This window comes from Arthrobacter sp. SRS-W-1-2016 (assembly GCF_002009585.1).
Taxonomy (GTDB): Bacteria; Actinomycetota; Actinomycetes; order Actinomycetales; family Micrococcaceae; genus Arthrobacter; species Arthrobacter bambusae_A.
In genome coordinates, this window is record NZ_MTPV01000067.1 from 117,887 (window position 1) to 135,441 (window position 17,555).

At 61.8% G+C, this 17,555-nt stretch carries 10 protein-coding genes; 7 read left to right on the top strand and 3 right to left on the bottom strand.

Translation table 11 applies throughout. The annotated features are described in order from the left end of the window. Nucleotides 1–22: 22 nt before the first annotated feature. Complete coding sequence (locus tag BMF89_RS17785) at nt 23–4,876, top strand: NAD-glutamate dehydrogenase (protein ID WP_078108391.1); 4,854 nt, start codon at nt 23–25, stop codon at nt 4,874–4,876. Between the two features lie 30 nt (nt 4,877–4,906). Then, a complete protein-coding gene (locus BMF89_RS17790) occupies nt 4,907–6,376 on the top strand; it encodes a PAS domain-containing sensor histidine kinase (RefSeq protein ID WP_078108392.1) in 1,470 nt (489 codons plus the stop codon). Nucleotides 6,377–6,492: 116 nt separating this feature from the next. Here BMF89_RS17790 and BMF89_RS17795 read toward each other — a convergent pair whose 3' ends face one another. Further along, the gene (locus BMF89_RS17795; protein WP_003804966.1) at nt 6,493–6,741 is read right to left on the bottom strand and encodes a WhiB family transcriptional regulator; all 249 of its coding nucleotides are present in this window, start codon (nt 6,739–6,741) and stop codon (nt 6,493–6,495) included. 228 nt (nt 6,742–6,969) lie between these two features. Here BMF89_RS17795 and BMF89_RS17800 point away from each other — a divergent pair, with 228 nt between their 5' ends. Continuing rightward, the gene (locus BMF89_RS17800) at nt 6,970–7,455 is read left to right on the top strand and encodes a hypothetical protein (protein ID WP_078108393.1); all 486 of its coding nucleotides are present in this window, start codon (nt 6,970–6,972) and stop codon (nt 7,453–7,455) included. A gap of 24 nt (nt 7,456–7,479) precedes the next feature. On the opposite strand, the gene BMF89_RS17805 is transcribed toward BMF89_RS17800, so the two are convergent. Continuing rightward, nucleotides 7,480–11,493 carry an FtsK/SpoIIIE domain-containing protein gene (locus tag BMF89_RS17805; protein ID WP_139359726.1) on the bottom strand — a complete coding sequence of 1,338 codons (4,014 nt, stop codon included), beginning with the start codon at nt 11,491–11,493 and terminating at the stop codon, nt 7,480–7,482. A 267-nt stretch (nt 11,494–11,760) separates the two neighbouring features. Between BMF89_RS17805 and glf the strand changes: the two genes are divergently transcribed. Genes glf through BMF89_RS17825 form a run of 4 tightly spaced genes read left to right on the top strand, consistent with a single transcriptional unit; the run spans nt 11,761 to nt 16,596 of the window. Beyond that, the gene (glf, locus tag BMF89_RS17810; protein WP_078108395.1) at nt 11,761–12,948 is read left to right on the top strand and encodes a UDP-galactopyranose mutase; all 1,188 of its coding nucleotides are present in this window, start codon (nt 11,761–11,763) and stop codon (nt 12,946–12,948) included. Beyond that, nucleotides 12,945–14,972, top strand: a complete 2,028-nt coding sequence (locus tag BMF89_RS17815; RefSeq protein ID WP_078108396.1) for a glycosyltransferase — start codon at nt 12,945–12,947, stop codon at nt 14,970–14,972. The genes glf and BMF89_RS17815 overlap by 4 nt, the downstream gene beginning before the upstream one ends. After that, nucleotides 14,969–15,862: an ABC transporter permease gene (locus BMF89_RS17820; RefSeq protein WP_078108397.1), complete on the top strand. Its 894-nt coding sequence runs from the start codon at nt 14,969–14,971 to the stop codon at nt 15,860–15,862. The genes BMF89_RS17815 and BMF89_RS17820 overlap by 4 nt, the downstream gene beginning before the upstream one ends. Before the next feature lie 2 nt (nt 15,863–15,864). Continuing rightward, nucleotides 15,865–16,596, top strand: coding sequence for an ABC transporter ATP-binding protein (locus BMF89_RS17825; protein ID WP_078108398.1), 732 nt, complete (start codon nt 15,865–15,867; stop codon nt 16,594–16,596). A gap of 77 nt (nt 16,597–16,673) precedes the next feature. Here BMF89_RS17825 and BMF89_RS17830 read toward each other — a convergent pair whose 3' ends face one another. Continuing rightward, complete coding sequence (locus BMF89_RS17830) at nt 16,674–17,552, bottom strand: aldo/keto reductase (RefSeq protein ID WP_078108399.1); 879 nt, start codon at nt 17,550–17,552, stop codon at nt 16,674–16,676. Nucleotides 17,553–17,555: the final 3 nt, after the last annotated feature.

Sequence of the window (17,555 nt, forward strand, 5' to 3'; positions counted from 1 at the left end):
GATGTGATGGAGGCGTTTGTCGATGTCGTCAGGATCCAGCGTGGAGGATCGTTCTAAACCTGCAGTAGTCCGGGAAGGGTTCTTCGGGGACTACTACGAGCATCTCGCAGAGGAGGACGCCCGCGGATACGCTGCCGAGCAATTGACCTCCAGGGCGGCTGCCCACCGGGAAGCGGGACAGAGCCGCAAGCCGGGCACCGCCAACGTCAAGATTGCCAACGAAGGTGATCGCAGCATTCTGTACATCGTCACGGATGACATGCCGTTCCTGGTGGACTCGGTGAACGCCGAACTCGTCCGCCAGAACTGCGCTATCCGGCTGGTCATGCACCCGCTCTTCGTGGTTTCGCGTGATCGCGTCACCGGCGATCTGTCCGACATCGCGCGGGTGCCGTCGAACATCGGCATCTCAAGCGGTGACACCGCGGCGATGCCGAATATCGCCCATCTGATCTCGCAAGGTGACAACGTCTCCCACATGGAGTCGTGGATCGCGGTCGAGGTCGACAGAGTGGCCGACGACTTCCAGACGGAGCTCGTGGACGGGATCCACCGCGTCCTGAAAGACGTCCGCGCCGCCGTCGAAGACTGGCCCAAAATGCGCACGAAGGCACTCGAGCTGGCATCATCCCTGGACAAGGTAGCCCACCCGGAAGACATCGCGGAGCTCAGGCAGGCGCAGGATCTTCTGCGGTGGTTGGACAACGGCAACTTCACCTTCCTTGGTTACAGGGAATACGACCTCATCACCGAGAACGGTGAAGACGTCCTTGAGTTGCGCGAAGAGAGCGGCTTGGGACTTTTGAGGGCGGGGGACCACCCCCACCAGATCCAGCACCTCACCGACGCCGGACGCAGGAAGGCTCGCGAGAAGCGTGCATTGGTCATCACCAAAGCCAACTCGCGGTCCACCGTGCACCGCCCCGCGTACCTGGACTACATCGGCGTCAAGAGCTTCGACGTTGCGGGCAACGTCAACGGTGAGCGCCGCTTCATCGGCCTCTTCGCCACGAGTGCCTACACCGGTTCCGTCAGGAACATCCCCATCGTCCGGGAAAAGGTCGACGCCGTGCTCCGCTCGGCCGGGTTCCCGCAGGACTCGCATTCCGGCAAGGACCTCGTCGGTATTCTCGAGACCTACCCCCGCGACGAACTCTTCCAGATCGAGACAGAGGACCTGGCCGCAACGGCTCTGGGCATCCAGCGTCTGCAGGAGCGCCGCCGCACGAAGCTCTTCCTGCGCCCGGACATCTACGGACGGTTCATGTCGGCACTCGTCTACCTGCCACGTGACCGCTACACCACCAACGTCCGGCAACGAATCGAGCAGGAACTCCGGGAGACTTTCGAGGCCGAGAGCATCGACTACGAGGCCCGGATCACGGAGTCCGCACTCTCGAGGGTGTTCTTCCGTATCCGGCTGCCCCGCGAAGCTGAGCTCCGCGACGTCGACGCCGGTGAACTCGAAAAGCGGCTTGTCCGGGCTTCGCGGTCGTGGGCCGAGGGAATTGCAGAGGTGCTCCGCGAGAACACCAGTGGCTTGGATGCCGAGCGGCTTTCCGCCCTGTGGGGGGATGCGTTCCCGGCCGGCTACCGTGTCGACTACGAAGTCGAGGACGCCCTCAAGGACATTGAGCGCTTCGAGAAGTACGCCGCCACAACCGATCGCGACGCCGTCGCTGTCCAGGCGATCCCCGGAGTGCATGTCTACCTGCCCAACGGTGCCGGCGAACTCCTCGAAGAGGATGCCCGCGTCAAGCTCTACCTCCTGGAACCCAAGAGCCTGAGCCAGATCCTGCCCTACTTCCACAATCTTGGCCTTGAGGTTCTCGATGAGCGACCGTTCGAGATCGAGACTGCGGACCACCGCGACTTCTTCCTCTATGACCTTGGCCTGAAGTACCCCGCCGGTGTCGATCCCGTGGCAACCGGCCAGCTCCTGGCAGACTCCTTCAGCGCCGCGGTGACCGGTTCCGTGGAATCCGACAGTTTCGACCGGCTCGTCCTCCGGGAAGGTATCCACTGGCGTCAGGTTGTCATGCTCCGCGCCTATGCGAAGTACATGCGCCAGATGGGGAACACCAACTCCTTCGAGTTCATTGCAGATACCCTTCTTGCGAACCCGGAGGTTGCCCGCGGCCTGATCGAGCTCTTTGGGGCCCGCTTTGATCCTTCTTCGCCTGACGCCGCGCGTGCTGCCCGCCAGGAGGGCGCCCGCGCGGCACTGGCCGAAGCAATTGACCAGGTGGCCACGCTCGACGCCGACCGGGTCCTGCGGACTTTCGTCAACCTCATCGAGTCGACGCTGCGCACGAACTACTTCCAAGGCAAGTCGTACGTCAGCTTCAAGCTCAATCCGACCACGATTGACGGCTTGCCGTTCCCGCGGCCAAAGTACGAGATCTGGGTCTACTCGCCACGCGTTGAAGGCGTGCACCTGCGCTTCGGCAAGGTGGCCCGTGGCGGTTTGCGGTGGTCGGACCGCCGTGAAGACTTCCGGACCGAGATCCTCGGGCTGGTCAAAGCACAGACAGTCAAGAACGCTGTGATTGTGCCGACCGGTGCCAAGGGCGGATTCTTCGCGAAGCAACTTCCGGATCCGGCACTTGACCGCGCCGCATGGATGGCCGAGGGTATCGAAAGCTACAAGACCTTCATCCGCGGCCTGCTCGACCTCACCGACAACCTCGTGACTACAGCCGACGGCGAGAGGATTGTGCCGCCGACGGACGTTGTCCGTCAGGATGACGACGATTCGTACCTGGTGGTTGCAGCTGACAAGGGCACTGCTACCTTCTCGGACACCGCGAACGGACTGGCCGCCGAGTATGGATTCTGGCTCGGGGACGCATTCGCTTCCGGTGGATCCGTCGGATACGACCACAAGGCCATGGGCATCACGGCCCGTGGCGCATGGGAGTCGGTCAAGCGCCACTTCAGCGAGCTGGACCTTGACACCCAGACCGAGGAATTCACCGTGGTCGGCGTCGGCGACATGTCCGGCGACGTCTTCGGCAACGGAATGCTGCTCTCCAAGCACATCCGCCTGCTGGCCGCCTTCGACCACCGCCACATCTTCCTAGACCCGACGCCGGATGCTTCTTCGTCCTTCGACGAACGGCACCGTCTCTTCGAGCTGCCCCGCTCCTCCTGGGACGACTACGACCGCTCGCTCATCAGCGCAGGTGGCGGGGTCTACCCCCGCCAGGCCAAGGTCATCCCGATCTCGCCGGAGGTCCGCAGGGCCCTCGGCCTGCCGGATGGAACGGTTCAGCTTAGTCCTCCGGAACTTCTGCGTGCGATACTCCTCGCCCCTGCCGATCTCCTGTACAACGGTGGGATCGGAACGTACATCAAGGCCAGCACCGAGTCCCACGCCGAGGTGGGGGACAAGGCAAACGACGTCATCCGCGTCAACGGGCGCGAGCTTCGCGTGAAGGTTGTCGGCGAAGGTGGCAATCTCGGAATGACGCAGCGCGGACGCATCGAGGCCGCACTGCAAGGCGTCATCCTCAACACCGACGCGATCGACAATTCGGCCGGCGTGGATTGTTCCGACCATGAGGTCAACATCAAGATCTTCGTGGACCGGATGGTTGCCGCGGGGAAGCTGGATGCATCCGAGCGGACATCGTTCCTCGCCGACATGACCGACGAGGTCGGGCGGCTTGTGCTCGAAGACAACATCGACCAGAACATCCTGTTGCTCAACGACCGCACTCGCGTTGCCGAATGGAGCCCGAGCTACGAGCGCCTGATGGACTGGCTCGAGAAGTCCGCGGATCTCAAACGGGATCTTGAAGCACTGCCGACCACCGACACGCTTCGTGAGCGGCTGGAGCAGGGCCAGGGGCTGACGTCTCCGGAACTGTCCGTCCTCGCCGCGTACGCCAAGATCGAGTTGGGTTCGGCATTGCGCGACAGCGACCTCGCGGATGATCCGTGGTTCCGCAAGACGATTCGCTCGTACTTCCCGAAGCAGCTTCGCGAACGGTTCGACGCCGAACTGGACACACATCCCTTGCGTCGCGAGATCATCGCAACCGTGGTGGCCAACGACATGATCAACCTCGGCGGCATCACCTTCGCGTTCCGCACCATGGAGGAAACCTCGGCTACCGAGGTGGCCGTCGCGAAAGCGTTCGTGGCGCTCCGTGAGATCTACGAACTCGACTCGATGGTGCGCGAGCTCAATGCACTGCCTGCCTCGTTCCCCACGGAACACTGGAGCACCGTCCACCTCGACATCCGGAGGCTTCTGGACCGCGCCGTTCGTTGGCTGCTCAGCCAGGGCAACGCCTCGAAGCCGATCTCGGAGATCGTCGCGGAATTCAAGCCGATGATGGATCCAATGCGGGCCAGGGTGCTCGACTACTTGCGCGGGAGCGACAAGGAGCGGGTTACCGGTTGGCTTGAAAGGGCACGCTCTTGGGGCCTTCCGGACACGCTGGCCCATCGCTGGGCCGAACTGTTCGAGAGTTTCGTGCTCCTGGACATCGCCAAGATCACGCAAAGCCGCGAGGCCCGTGTCGAAGAGGTCAGCCACGTGTACTACACGGTGTTCGACCGCTTCCACGTGGACTCATTGCTGGAGCGAATTACGGCACTCCCGCGTGATGACCGCTGGCAGGCCCTTGCCCGCGCAGCCCTGCGCGACGACCTTTATTCGACTGTGGCGGACATGACGTTGTCGGTGCTCGAATCGACCGACGCCGGCCTCGACGCCGAGGGTCGGTTGGAGGCTTGGGAGGATCTCAACGCCGAGCAGTTGGGGCGTGCGAAGAGCATGTTCGACGAGGTCAACGCGTTGGAGGCCGACGACATGGCTTCCCTGTCGGTAGCATTGAGGCTCTTGAGGTCAATCGTTCGACGCTAGGGACAAGCCCGCGCGTTATATGGAGGTGTAGTGGCAATCTTTACAGACCCCATCAGGGAGCACGCTGATTTCGGGCCTGGAGATGCTGAATGGCTGCACCTCCTGGTCGGCGACTGGCAGATGGTCGCCGACCTGGCGTTCGCGGACTTGGCCCTGTGGTTTCCGCATCCGGAATTCGGCTACATCGCGCTTGCGCACGTCAGGCCGTCAACGAGCCACACGGTGTTTCATGCGGACTTTGTCGGGGAAGGGATCCGCTCGGATCTGCAACCGATAGTCGACAAGGCGTGGTCCAGCCGTTCCATCGAGCGCTCCAGTGAAACAAGCTGGAGCAGCGAGATGGCCCTTCGGGTTGAAGCGGTACCGATGGTCAGGAACGGACGGACCCTCGCCGTCGTCACCTCGCACATGGACCTATCCAGTTCGCGGATGCCTTCGCGCCTTGAGCTCACGTACAGGCAATGCGCGTACGATCTGCTTCGGATGGGCACGCTGGGACTGTGGCCTGACTTCGCTTCACCGACGGGTTCGCGTCGCGGTGCTCCCCGCGTCGGTGATGGCCTGATCCGGCTCGACGCCGACGGCATCGTCCAGTACGCGAGTCCGAACGGCGTCTCGGCATTCCGCCGCCTCGGCGAGGTGGAAACCTTGGAAGGGCGGTCCCTCGCGGAAGTCACCGCAGGACTTCTCAAGGACCGGCGGATGGTGGACGAGACTTTGCCGCTGGTCGTGACCGGCCGGATGCCGTGGCGGAGCGAAATCGAGTCCCGCGGAGTCAGCTTGTCGCTGCGCGCGATTCCGTTGCGCGACGAGAAGCATCGCTTCGGTGCCTTGGTTTTGTGCCGCGACGTCTCCGAACTGCGACGTCGCGAGCTCGAGCTGGTGACCAAGGATGCGACCATTCGTGAAATCCACCACCGCGTCAAGAACAACCTGCAGACGGTTGCTGCTTTGCTGCGCATGCAGTCGCGACGCATGGTGAGCGATGAGGCGAAACAAGGCCTGGAACAGGCTATGCGGCGGGTGGCGACGATTGCCTTGGTACACGAGACGCTTTCGCAGGGGCTGACGCAGAGCGTTGATTTTGACGAACTCATCGGACGTCAGTTCCGGCTTTCAGCGGAAGTGGCGTCCCCTTCGCAGCACGTCCGGACCGAGCGGGCCGGCCTGTTCGGCGAATTGCCGAGCGACTTCGCGACGCCACTTGCGCTGGTCATCAATGAGCTCGTGACAAATGCAGTGGAGCACGGCCTCGAAGGGCGGGCCGGAACGGTATGGCTGATGGCCGATCGTTCAACGGGGGAGCGCGGCGACGAACTCCTGACCGTGACGATAGCCGATGACGGCGTCGGACTGCCCGAGGGCTCGTACACGGAAGGTCTTGGCCTTCAGATTGTGCGGACACTTGTCACGAGCGAATTGGGTGGCAGCATCCAGTGGATGCCGCGCGACGGCGGCGGCACCGCCGTCGAGATTGTCCTGAATCTGGTCCGAAGCTGACCCCAGCCGTTGAACATACGAAGATGGCCCGGACCTTTCGGTCCGGGCCATCTTCGTATGTCTTCTTTGCCTGAGACACCGGGCTTTGCCAGCCTCAGGTGCTCAGGACGCGACGCTTAGGAAGCGCGGCGCGCGCGGGCGGCACGACGCTTGAGTGCGCGTCGTTCGTCTTCGCTCATTCCGCCCCAGACGCCGGCGTCCTGGCCCGATTCGAGGGCCCACTGAAGGCATGTGTCCACGACGGGGCAGCGGCGGCAGACACTCTTCGCTTCCTCGATCTGGAGAAGCGCAGGGCCGGTGTTGCCTACTGGGAAGAAAAGCTCCGGGTCCTTGTCAAGGCAGGCTGCGCGGTTACGCCAATCCATGCTGATCAGTCACTCCATTCGTGAGTACTAGTTAAGCCTTTTGTGAAAATATTCACGAGAGGCTTCATAGGAAAGGGGACCCATTGGGCCCCCTTGGTCGTCTGAGTCAAGCGTGTCATGTTAACGCCATGTAAACAAGGGGTTCAAGCGTTTGAAACCGTGAGCGATGCATCACACTGGATGGCGGGCTACTCACAGGTATTCGACTATGTCGGGTAGTGTGCCAGTGTGTCAAGACCCCCTCTGAACCCTAACCATGACCCAGCGGCGCCCGGCAACGACGGCCAAGGGGCCGGCCACGACAACTCCGGGGGAGCAACGCGTCCTGTGGGAATCGTTGTCATTTCGATCGTTGTGGTGCTGGAAGCCCTTGCGCTACTGGCAGCGGCGGCACTGTATATATACGAGCTGGTGACCGGAGCTCCGGTGGCCTCCTTCTGGGGTGCCGTGTTTACTTTGGGTCTGCTGCTGGCCTTTTCTGCATTGTTGTTTGCGGTGGGACACTTCCTGTTCCGTGGCTACCGTTGGACCCGGGCACCTGCATTGGTTGCCCAGCTATTTGCCCTGACGATCGGCGTTCCCACCATGACCGGAGGAGTGGTTCCCGCCGGCCTGGCCATGGTGGTGCCGGCTCTGGCCGGAATTCTCTTCTTGTTCGACAAACGGGTCATTGCCTTCGCGTCCCGAACGGGCGGATCCCGCGCCGCGCTCTGACGGATGTAACTTCGGCGCATCCCGTTAGCTCGGAGCCGCGATGTGGAGAGAACGTGTTTGTCCGTTCTCGATAAGGACGGCACGCCCTGGCGGTGCGGCTTGTTCGACGTCGACGCGGACGCCGAAGAAATCCCCAGCGGTCGGCGGCCTGTCGCCCAAGAGGATCCCGCTTCCGTGGTTTCGGGCCAGGGAAGCAAGGGGCGTCCGTTGCAGAAGGGTCGGACTGTACCCGGCAGTTGCCACCACGGTGAAACCCATGCCGGGAAGTTCAGCAAGGAGTATCCCCGTTTCGCTGTTGAGGCGCTCGACGTCGTCCACGAGCGGGACCACCTCTGCGCTCACGCGCTTGCGGGTTGCTTCGCGGTGGAATTCCGCCCAAAAGGCGTCAGGATCGGCATCTCTAGGTGGTGTCCGCCACCGATTGCCTGGATTGAGCAAGGTCAGTGCTGTGAGCAGGGACGACTTGCCCGAACCGGGGGTGCCGAGGGCGAGGAGGACTGCCGAAGGCGGCAGTGTAATCCACGCAGGTTCGTTCTCGTCCCCTCCGACGCCGAGGAGCACCGATCCCCGCGCACGAGCGCTTGAATCTGCAGCGGCTTCGGCTCGGCCGTCCGATGCGAGGTCCGACGCCCGGAGGAATTGCGGCAAGGGATCCACCCGGAACGGGCGCCGTGCAGGCTCTGGGGGCACACAGTACGGCCAAGCCGCGTTCGGAGGGGGCGCCACGAGTTGGGCGGCTGACGCGTCAACGTCGATGAAACTACCAACCACGACGGCGCGGCCCTTCAGGGGCTTCATTGCCGCGAAACGGGGCCATGCCAACCGCCCTTCTTCGGTGGTCCCGGCGGGAAAGAACGCCCGGTTGGTGATGGACGCGAACATACGCGACGTCACCAGTTCGCGGTCGCCAGTGACAAGAACAACCAGTCCTGACTTCGGTCCATCGCGGACGATGGCGTGGACGAGGTCTTCGGCCCAGGCCAGTGGACCGGTGCGCAATTCAGAAATCCACGAACCCCAGCTCGAAATGACCAGCAGAAGGGGGACTTGCCCGGCGCTGGTCCCGAAGGATTGCCGCGCCGACATTTCGGCAGCGAGTCTCTCCAGGATGCGGACGCCTCTCCTGATGTGGCTGAGTGAGGCAATTGCCCCCACGCGTCCCTGGGCTTCGACGTCGGTGAATGAACCGTCTCCATCAAGGATGTACAGATGGATTTCTTCCGTACTTCCAAGAAGCTGCGCCGCTGCTGCCCGGCAGGTATCTTCAACTCCGCTTCCAGGAGGACCAACGAGTCCCAGGTTCCCGTTGGCGAGCGGGTTCCAGCACAGGCCGGCGACTCGTTGCTGCGTGGGGAAGTCGGCCAAGCCAAGATAGGCCGCCGGGCGTGCTGACGTTCCGCTTGCCGCGTGCTTGCCTGGCAGTGTGCTCATGCCGGGGGACTCGTCACAGGAGATGGACTCCGGGAGCGGAGGTGCAACAGGTCTTCGGAGGGGTCTACGCCCGCGGATGTCCCAAACCCGGTCGATTGCCCTGATGATGGGACGGGCCGCTTCCGCAGGGGTTGCAACGGCACGCTGAGTCTTTGCCTCCGCGGGTTCAGACCAACCACTGAAGCGGAGCGAGCCTGCTGTCGCCAAGGTCATGGTCTTCGTGGGTGGCCGGGCTGGTTCGCTTCTTGAGAGCGTCGCTGATTGAAATGGCCCCGCATCTTCCGCTCCGCGAACCATGTAGGCGCGACCAGGAAGGGACACCGGAATCGATGCCGCCGCCGGCGAGCTGATGATGTCCCGGGATTCCAGTTCCGATTGGACGCGAAGGGCAATACTGGTGGTGACGTTGGCCCGGATGTCCGCACTCAGTGCGCCCTGCGGACGTTGTGTTGCCATGATCAGATGGATTCCCAGGGATCGGCCCAAGGTGGCGATCCGCATCAATCCGGCCAGGGCGTCGGGGGCGTCCTCAATGAGCATCCTGAACTCGTCGATCACAAGGACCAGACGGGGCAGTGTCGGAGATTGGTATTTTCGTCCCGCCGCGGCCTCGTCCGCGGCGTCCCCGGCTTTGGCCCAGTACGCGGGCAAGTCAGGGACAACCGCCTTTGCAAGGATCGCTTCCCGTCTCCGAACTTCGGCACGGAGGGACGTGAGGCTACGTTCGAGCTCGTGTTCGCTGAGGTCGGTAAGCATCCCGACGCAGTGCGGAAGGTCGACCAGTGGCCCGAGCCCCGAGCCTCCCTTGAAATCGACGAACAGGAAGTTGACCCTGTCCGGGCTGTGGGTCAGTGCGATCGACGCAACGATTGTGCGCAGGAGCTCGGACTTGCCCGATCCCGTAGTTCCAGCCAGGAGGAGATGCGGGCCGTCCGAAACCAGGTCGAGGGACCGCGGTCCGTCGACTCCTTGCCCGATGACCGCGGACAGTCCGCCACCTGCTGAGGAATCGCTCCAACGGGCGGCGATTCTTGAGGGATCGGCGGGAAGCAGTTCGGACAGCCGGCAGGTGGAAGGGAGAAGCGGCGCCTTTTCCATCGCCAAGCCCGGCACCCTGGCCAATGAGCGGCAGTAGCGGTCGAACACCGGGAACGGGACAAGGTCAGGGTCGAATTCCGTTTCGGAAAGATGCGAGCGGAGGACTGCGCGTTTGTTCCAAAGCTCGACTACGGAACCGCTTTCGTCCCCGCTCGCCGTGCGCTGGAAGACCCGCCAGCCGGATTCGACCGCTGCCTCCCGCAGGGCGGCGACGGCGGGATCACGCTCGTACCCAAGGAGAAACAGCGCTCCCGGTCCGTCCGTGAGCGCGGAAAGAACAGCCTGGGCTGAAGAGGTGTCCGTGGTCAACGTGACGCGGGGAAGGAACCGGGCGCTCGACGGCAAGAGAGCGATCGGTCCGTGTATGAGGACACGGAGGTTGATTGCATTGGGAAAGGCCGCCAGCTGCATGAGCAGGAATCTGAACATTCCTTGGACTTTGGCTTCCGGTCCAGCGAAGGTGACGGTTTGGATCGAGGGATCCAGAACTACCGGAACCGGGCCCAACTGCGGTGGGTGGAAGTTCGGGTCCGGTGGATCGAGCGCAATCCGGGCGTGCTGCGGGGTCGTTCCGAGCCGGAGCCAGACATCGCGGCTCTCCGACCTTCCTTGCGTTGTATCGGTTCTTGGCAGCGTCGACTGGTTTAGCCCCCGATTTCCTGAGGCGAAAGCGGCTGAGCCGACGGCATGGACGAGTTCCGCGGCGGACGGCGAGCACCGCCGTCGTCGGGTTCGGTCTTGTTCGACCGCCGCCGCGATCGCGGCAGCCAGAAGGCGGCGATCGCGTCTTCCCGACAATGCTGGGGCGAGGACGGCGATGGCGGAAATTGCGGTGAAGCCGAGGAACATCCACATGCCAGTGGCCACGGCCATTCCGACTCCCAGCACGAACGGTAGCCCGGCCGTGAGGAGAAGCTGTGTGCGGCTGCCCGCGTCATGGCGCCGCCGCACCGAGAGCGGCTCCGCAACGCTCTGGCCCGCTGCCCCGAGGAACTCCGTCCCGAAGTCTTCGGCGCCGAAAACCACCGACATGACCGAGGCGCCACATCGGATCCTGGAAGCGGTTGAGAGAGCGGCGGATCGGACCGTGCGGCCATCCACCACTGTTCCGTTGGCGCTTCCATTGTCGGTTATGGTGACCGCTGTCTCGGAGATTGTCAGGACCGCGTGAACCCGGGAAACATCAGGATCGGCCAGGCAGACATCCGCGTTGCTCCTGCCGATCCTGTAACTGCCACGTTCCAGCGGAACCACCAGGCCCGCGGCAGGTCCGGCATGCACCAGCAAAGACAAGGCCGCAGGACCGCGTTTGCAGATCGAATCGTGTCGCGCCTCCGAATCAGCGCCGTCGACCAACACAGCTCCGGATATGAGGGGTGCAGAGCCCACGGCGAGACCACTGAGTGGATGCCCGTCGACGGTCAGTTGTCCCGCTCCGAACTCGGCCGCGACGGCGGCCTCGACGACGGTGCCGGGGGTGCCATCGCCAACGGCTAAGGTCAGTTCCACGGGTTCGCCTTGCCGTAGCGCCCGCGGGGCCCGGACCAGAGTGCAATGGAGTGTCACTATGTCCGCTCCTTCGGCTCGCGTGACTGCTGTTCTTCCACGATATTTGTGATGTTGACCGGGTGTTCCTGCTCAGTTTCCCTATGTGGAAAACAGTGCGTTCGCGGGCAGGGAACGGCCTCGGCGGCAATTGGATGCGGCATCTCAGGTAGGCTTGACCTGCAGCAAGTGCACATCATTAGGCTGCCCGCATTCGAACCAGGAGTATTTGTGACCGCTGACCTCGTCATCGTCGGGTCGGGCTTTTTTGGCCTGACAATCGCAGAACAGGCCGCCACTGAGCTGGGCTTGAAGGTTGTTGTCATTGACCGCCGGCATCACATCGGTGGCAACGCCTACAGCGAAACGGAAGAGCAGACCGGAATCGAGGTGCACCGCTATGGTGCGCACCTCTTCCACACCTCAAACGAGCGGGTATGGGAGTACGTCAACCGGTTTACGACCTTCACCAACTACGTGCACAAGGTGTACGGCGTACACAAGGGTGAGGTCTATTCCCTCCCCATCAACCTGGCGACAATCAACCAGTTCTTCCGTGCGAACCTGACGCCCAGCCAAGCACAGGACCTTATCAAGGAGCAGGCTGGCGAGCTCGCGGGCACCGACCCGCAGAACCTCAACGACAAGGGCATCCAGCTGATTGGCCGCCCCCTGTACGAGGCATTCATCAAGCACTACACCGGCAAGCAGTGGCAGACGGACCCCAAGGATCTCCCGGCCGGCATCATTTCGCGCCTTCCCGTCAGGTACAACTACGACAACCGATACTTCAACGATAAGTACGAAGGCCTGCCGACCAACGGCTACACGGCGTGGATCGAAAAGATGGCCGAGCACCCGAACATCGAAGTGCGACTGAACACGGACTTCTTTGACGAGTCCCACGAGTATTCAAAGAACAAGGTCGTCGGCAAGATTCCCGTCGTCTACACCGGACCTGTGGACCGCTACTTCGACTTTGTCGCCGGAGATCTGTCCTGGCGCACCATCGATTTCGAAGAGGAAGTCCTGGACATGGGCGACTTCCAAGGAACGTCGGTTGTCAACTACAACGACGCCGACGTCCCGTTCACCAGGATCATCGAGCCGCGCCATTTCCACCCGGAGCGCGGCTACCAGACGGAGAAGACCGTCATCATGCGCGAATTTTCCCGGTTCGCAGAAACCGGCGATGAGCCGTACTATCCGATCAACACCCCGGATGACCGCGAAAAGCTGCTGAAGTACCGCGATCTCGCAGCCGCCGAAAAGGACGTCCTGTTTGGTGGTCGTCTCGGCACCTACAAGTACCTCGATATGCACATGGCCATCGGTTCTGCCCTGTCCATGTTTGACAACAAGATCCGTCCGCACTTCGAAAGCGGCGCAGAAATTGAAAGCGGAGGAGTGGACGCGTGAGCGTTTCAACGGAACCCATGAACCAGGACGCTGCGCCCGGACTGGGCGAAGAATGGCAAACCGTCCATCGCGTTGTCTTCCCGACGGATGGCGACTCTGACACACTGCCCTTGTACTTGGACTTCAACGCGGCTCAGCGGGTCGTGTCCGAGGAATCACAGACGTCCAAGTCGGGCTCGGGCGTCACGGCTGTCACTTCCACTGGTGCAAAGATTCGTTCGGACTTCATTGAGAACCGTCGCCAGCTGCACTTGCCTGCGTACCGACGCATTTCCTTTGGCACGTACTTCAACGCCTTCCCCGCGAGCTACTGGCGAGCTCACACCGATGTCACGAGTGTGCGGCTTACGGTTGCCGTTGATGCCCCGGCCACTGTTGTGATTCTTCGGTCCACCGCGAGAGGCACCTCGAACAGGGTGGAAAGCATTAGCGTAGACGCTGGACGGCCGGTTGATGTTGTTCTGCCGCTGGCCAACTTCGGCGATGGCGGCTGGTACTGGTTTGACCTCGTGGCTTCCTCTGAACAGGTCAAGCTCCTCGGTGCCGAGTGGTCCGTAAGGAAGCCTGAAGGATTCGAGGCAGGCACCGCCACAGTCGCGGTAACTACCTTTAACCGCCCGGATTTCTGCGTCAAGCACCTTTCGACATTTGCCGATTCTCCTGAACTCCTGGATGTCATGGACCGGCTCCTGATCACCGACCAGGGTACGCAGAAGGTACGCGACCAGGATGGTTTTGATGAGGCTGCCGCGCGGCTCGGGGATAAGTTCGCACTGATTGAGCAGGGCAACCTCGGTGGTTCGGGCGGTTTTGCCCGCGGCATGCACGAGACGGTTGAAGATGGCCGGAGCAAATACGTGCTGCTGTTGGACGATGACGTGATCATCGAAACAGAGGGCGTGCTGCGCGCTATCAACTTCGCTGACTTCACGCGGAAGCCGTCGATCGTCGGCGGTCACATGTTCAACCTGTATGAACGCTCGGTGATGCACAGCTTCGGCGAAGAAGTCAACGAGTACAAGTTCCAATGGGGCGCGGTCGAAAGCACCAAAGAAGCCCATGATTTTTCGGCGAGCAACCTTCGCACGACGCCGTGGATGCATCGCCGGATCGATGTGGACTTCAACGGCTGGTGGATGTGCTTGATTCCGACCAGTGTTCTGCGCGACATCGGACTCTCTCTTCCCGTGTTCATCAAGTGGGACGACGCCGAATACGGCATTCGTGCCCGCCGCCACGGCTACCCGACAGTCACCCTCCCGGGCGCCGCTGTCTGGCATATGCCGTGGACCGAAAAGGATGACACGATCGACTGGCAGGCCTACTTCCACCAGCGAAACCGCTGGCTTGCCGCCCTGGTCTACTCGCCCTACAAAAAGGGCGGATTCCTGCCGCGCCAAAGCTTCATGGTTGATGTCAAGCACCTTTTGTCGATGCAGTACTCGGCGGTCGAGCTTCGCTTGGATGCCCTGGAGGACCTGCTCAAGGGACCTTCCCACTTGCACCAGACAATTCGGACCAAGCTCCCCGAAATTCGTGCGCGACGTGCAGACTTCGATGACGCACGCATCACGAAGGAAGTAGCAGCCTTCCCGCAAGTAAAGCGCGTGAAGCCGCCAAAGCGTGGAAAGAAGCCATCTTCGCCGAAGTCTATTTTCGCTGCCCTTGCGACCGCTGCCTCGGCAGGGGTTCGTCAGGTACAAAGCGTAAGGCCGGGAGCCCTGGAGCACCCCGAGGCCCTCGTTCCGGCAATGGATGCCCGTTGGTGGCGCCTGTCGCAGCTGGACTCGGCAATCGTCTCGTCCGCTGATGGAACCGGTGCATCCTGGTACAAGCGTCATCCTGAGCATTTCCGCAATATGATGGCCCGCAGCATCAAGCTCCACCAGCAGCTTCTCCAGGACTGGGAAAAACTTTCCGAGGAGTATTCCCGGAGCCTGCCCGAGTTCACGTCGCAGCAGGCGTGGCGCGAGACTTTCGACGCGGTGACCACTACGACTCCGCAGGAAAAGGCCAACGGGTGACAACTGCGAGTGACTTCAGTGAGACCGCCCCGCTCGTCCGCCCGGGCGTGGGGGGCGGACTCGCCGACGTGTTCAGACAGCGGTTCCTGCTCAAACTCCTTGTTCGGAAAGAATTGCAGATCCGCTATAAGGGGTCGGTTCTTGGTCTGCTTTGGTCCTACGTAAAGCCGGGCGTCCAGTTCCTCGTCTTCTACATTGCCTTGGGCGTTTTCCTGGGACTTGAGAAGAGCGCTCGAAATCCGGATGGACTGGCAAACTACGCCGTCTACTTGTTCTCCGGAATCGTTCTGATCAACTTTTTCACCGAGGCGCTCAGCAACGCGGCCCGTTCTATAGTGGGCAACGGCGGTCTGATCAAGAAGATCTACTTGCCGCGCGAGCTTTTCCCCGTCGCCTCAGTGTGGGTTTCGGCCGTCCATTTCATTCCGCAGTTGATTGTCCTGGTTGTCGCCTGTGTCTTCGCCGGATGGCACCCGAGCCTGCTGCAGCTTGTGGCGGCCATCGCGGGTTTCGTGATCGTGGCCATGTTGGCTACCGGTTTGGGACTCCTCTTTGGCTCTGCGAATGTCTATTTCAGGGACTCCGAGAACATCGTGGACATGCTGCTGATGGTCGCGACCTGGACCTCTCCCATCATGTACTCCTGGACCATGGTGCAGAGCAAACTCGGCGCGAGCTGGTACGCCGTCTACCAAGTCAATCCCATTACCATCGGCGTCGAAGCGTTTCATTACGCCTTCTGGCTTCCAACCACCGATGAAACCGCCCCCATGCCGCCAAATCTTTTGCCCCTTTGGGTTCCTGTGGGAATCGTGGTTTCCCTTGCAGTTCTCGTTCTCGGCCAGTGGGTCTTCCGCCGGCTTGAGGGCCGATTCGCGCAGGAGCTGTGACGATGTCTGTTGCTATTGAAGTCCACAAGCTAAATAAACAGTTCGTGCTGAGGCATACGCGTTCCCTCAAGGAGGCCATTGTCTGGCTTGTCACCGGTCGCAAGGGTGACATCTCGAAGAAGTTCCATGCCCTTCACAACGTCGATCTTGAAATCCAACAAGGCGAGACGGTTGCGTTGCTGGGCTTGAACGGGTCCGGCAAGTCCACACTGCTCAAGCACATTTCAGGTGTCATGTTGCCTGATAGCGGTTCAGTGCGGACCCGTGGCAGAGTCGCAGGCCTTATTGAGGTAGGCGCGGGGTTCCATCATGACTTGTCGGGTAGGGAAAACGTCTACCTGAACGGCGCGATCCTGGGAATGACGGAAGCCCAGATCGACGAACAATTCGACTCCATCGTGGAATTTTCCGAGATCGGCGAGTTCATCGATACGGAGGTCAGATTCTATTCGTCTGGCATGTACCTCCGTCTGGCATTCTCAGTCGCCGTTCACACGGATCCCGAGGTATTCCTCGTGGACGAGATCCTGGCCGTCGGAGACGAGCCGTTTCAGCGTAAGTGCCTCGCCCGGATCAAGGAGCTTTCCGTGGCAGGCAAGACCCTCGTCGTCGTCAGTCACGACCTTGAACTTGTTTCCCGTATTTGTGATCGAGGTGTGGTTCTCAAGCACGGAAACATTGTTTTTGACGGAGCCATCGACGCCGCAGTGGCCCAGCTTCGCAGCCAAGTCTAAACAGCGCGTTGTAGACCAACGAGTGAGACGCCCCGCCCGGAGCGGGGCGTCGTGACGCCTTTGAGGGGCGCTGGATCTTAGGTTGATGCCGGCCAGTCGGAGCCGACACGGCGCCAAGCGCGGTCGATGCCTTCCAAGGTAGCGGCCGGGAGTGGGCCTCGGCTGGAGGCTGAGACGTTCCTGCGCAGGTGGTCCAGCTTGGCCGTGCCGGCAATTGCCGTGTGGACACCAGGGGCGTACACCGTGAAGCGCAAAGCGAGTTCGGCCCAATCAAGTTCGCCTGGATCAAGGTCGAGCAACTGAAGCCGTTGCCAATAGAGATCCGCATAGTGCCCGGTCGGTCGCTCACGGAACCGCCACGGCGCGTTCGCGATCGGGCGCTTGGCGATCACTCCCGGTCCGGGATAGTCGCTGGGCAAGTTTCTGAGATTCCGCTGGTCAGCGATGTTGACGCTGGTTTCGACGGCACCGAACCGCCCGGACTCCAGCGCGAATGCGAGCGGCTCATTGTCTCCGCTATAGCCGGCGACGCCGATCTTGCCAACCGCGACGGCTTCGTCCAGCGTCTCCTGCAGCTCACCGCGTCGCAGAATCTCAACCGGGCAGGAGTGCAGGAAAAAGATGTCGATTCGTTCAGACCGGGTCAAACGCAACGACCGTTCGATACTCCACAGCACGCTGCCCGACGACCAATCCGGTTCGCCGTTGATCCCATGTCCCCCTTTGGTTGACAACACGAACTCGTCCCGACGTCGGCCGAGGTGCCTCCCTATACGCTCTTCGCTCAAGCCATAACTGGCGGCGGTATCGATCAACGTAATGCCAAGATCCAGAGCTCCGTTAAGCACTTCGGAGGCTTCGGCCTCGGTGACATCACTCTCGCCGATCTGGCCGGCTCCGAGCCCCACGATGGAGACGTTCAAATCGGTACTACCGAATGGCCTTCGCTCCAGCATTCT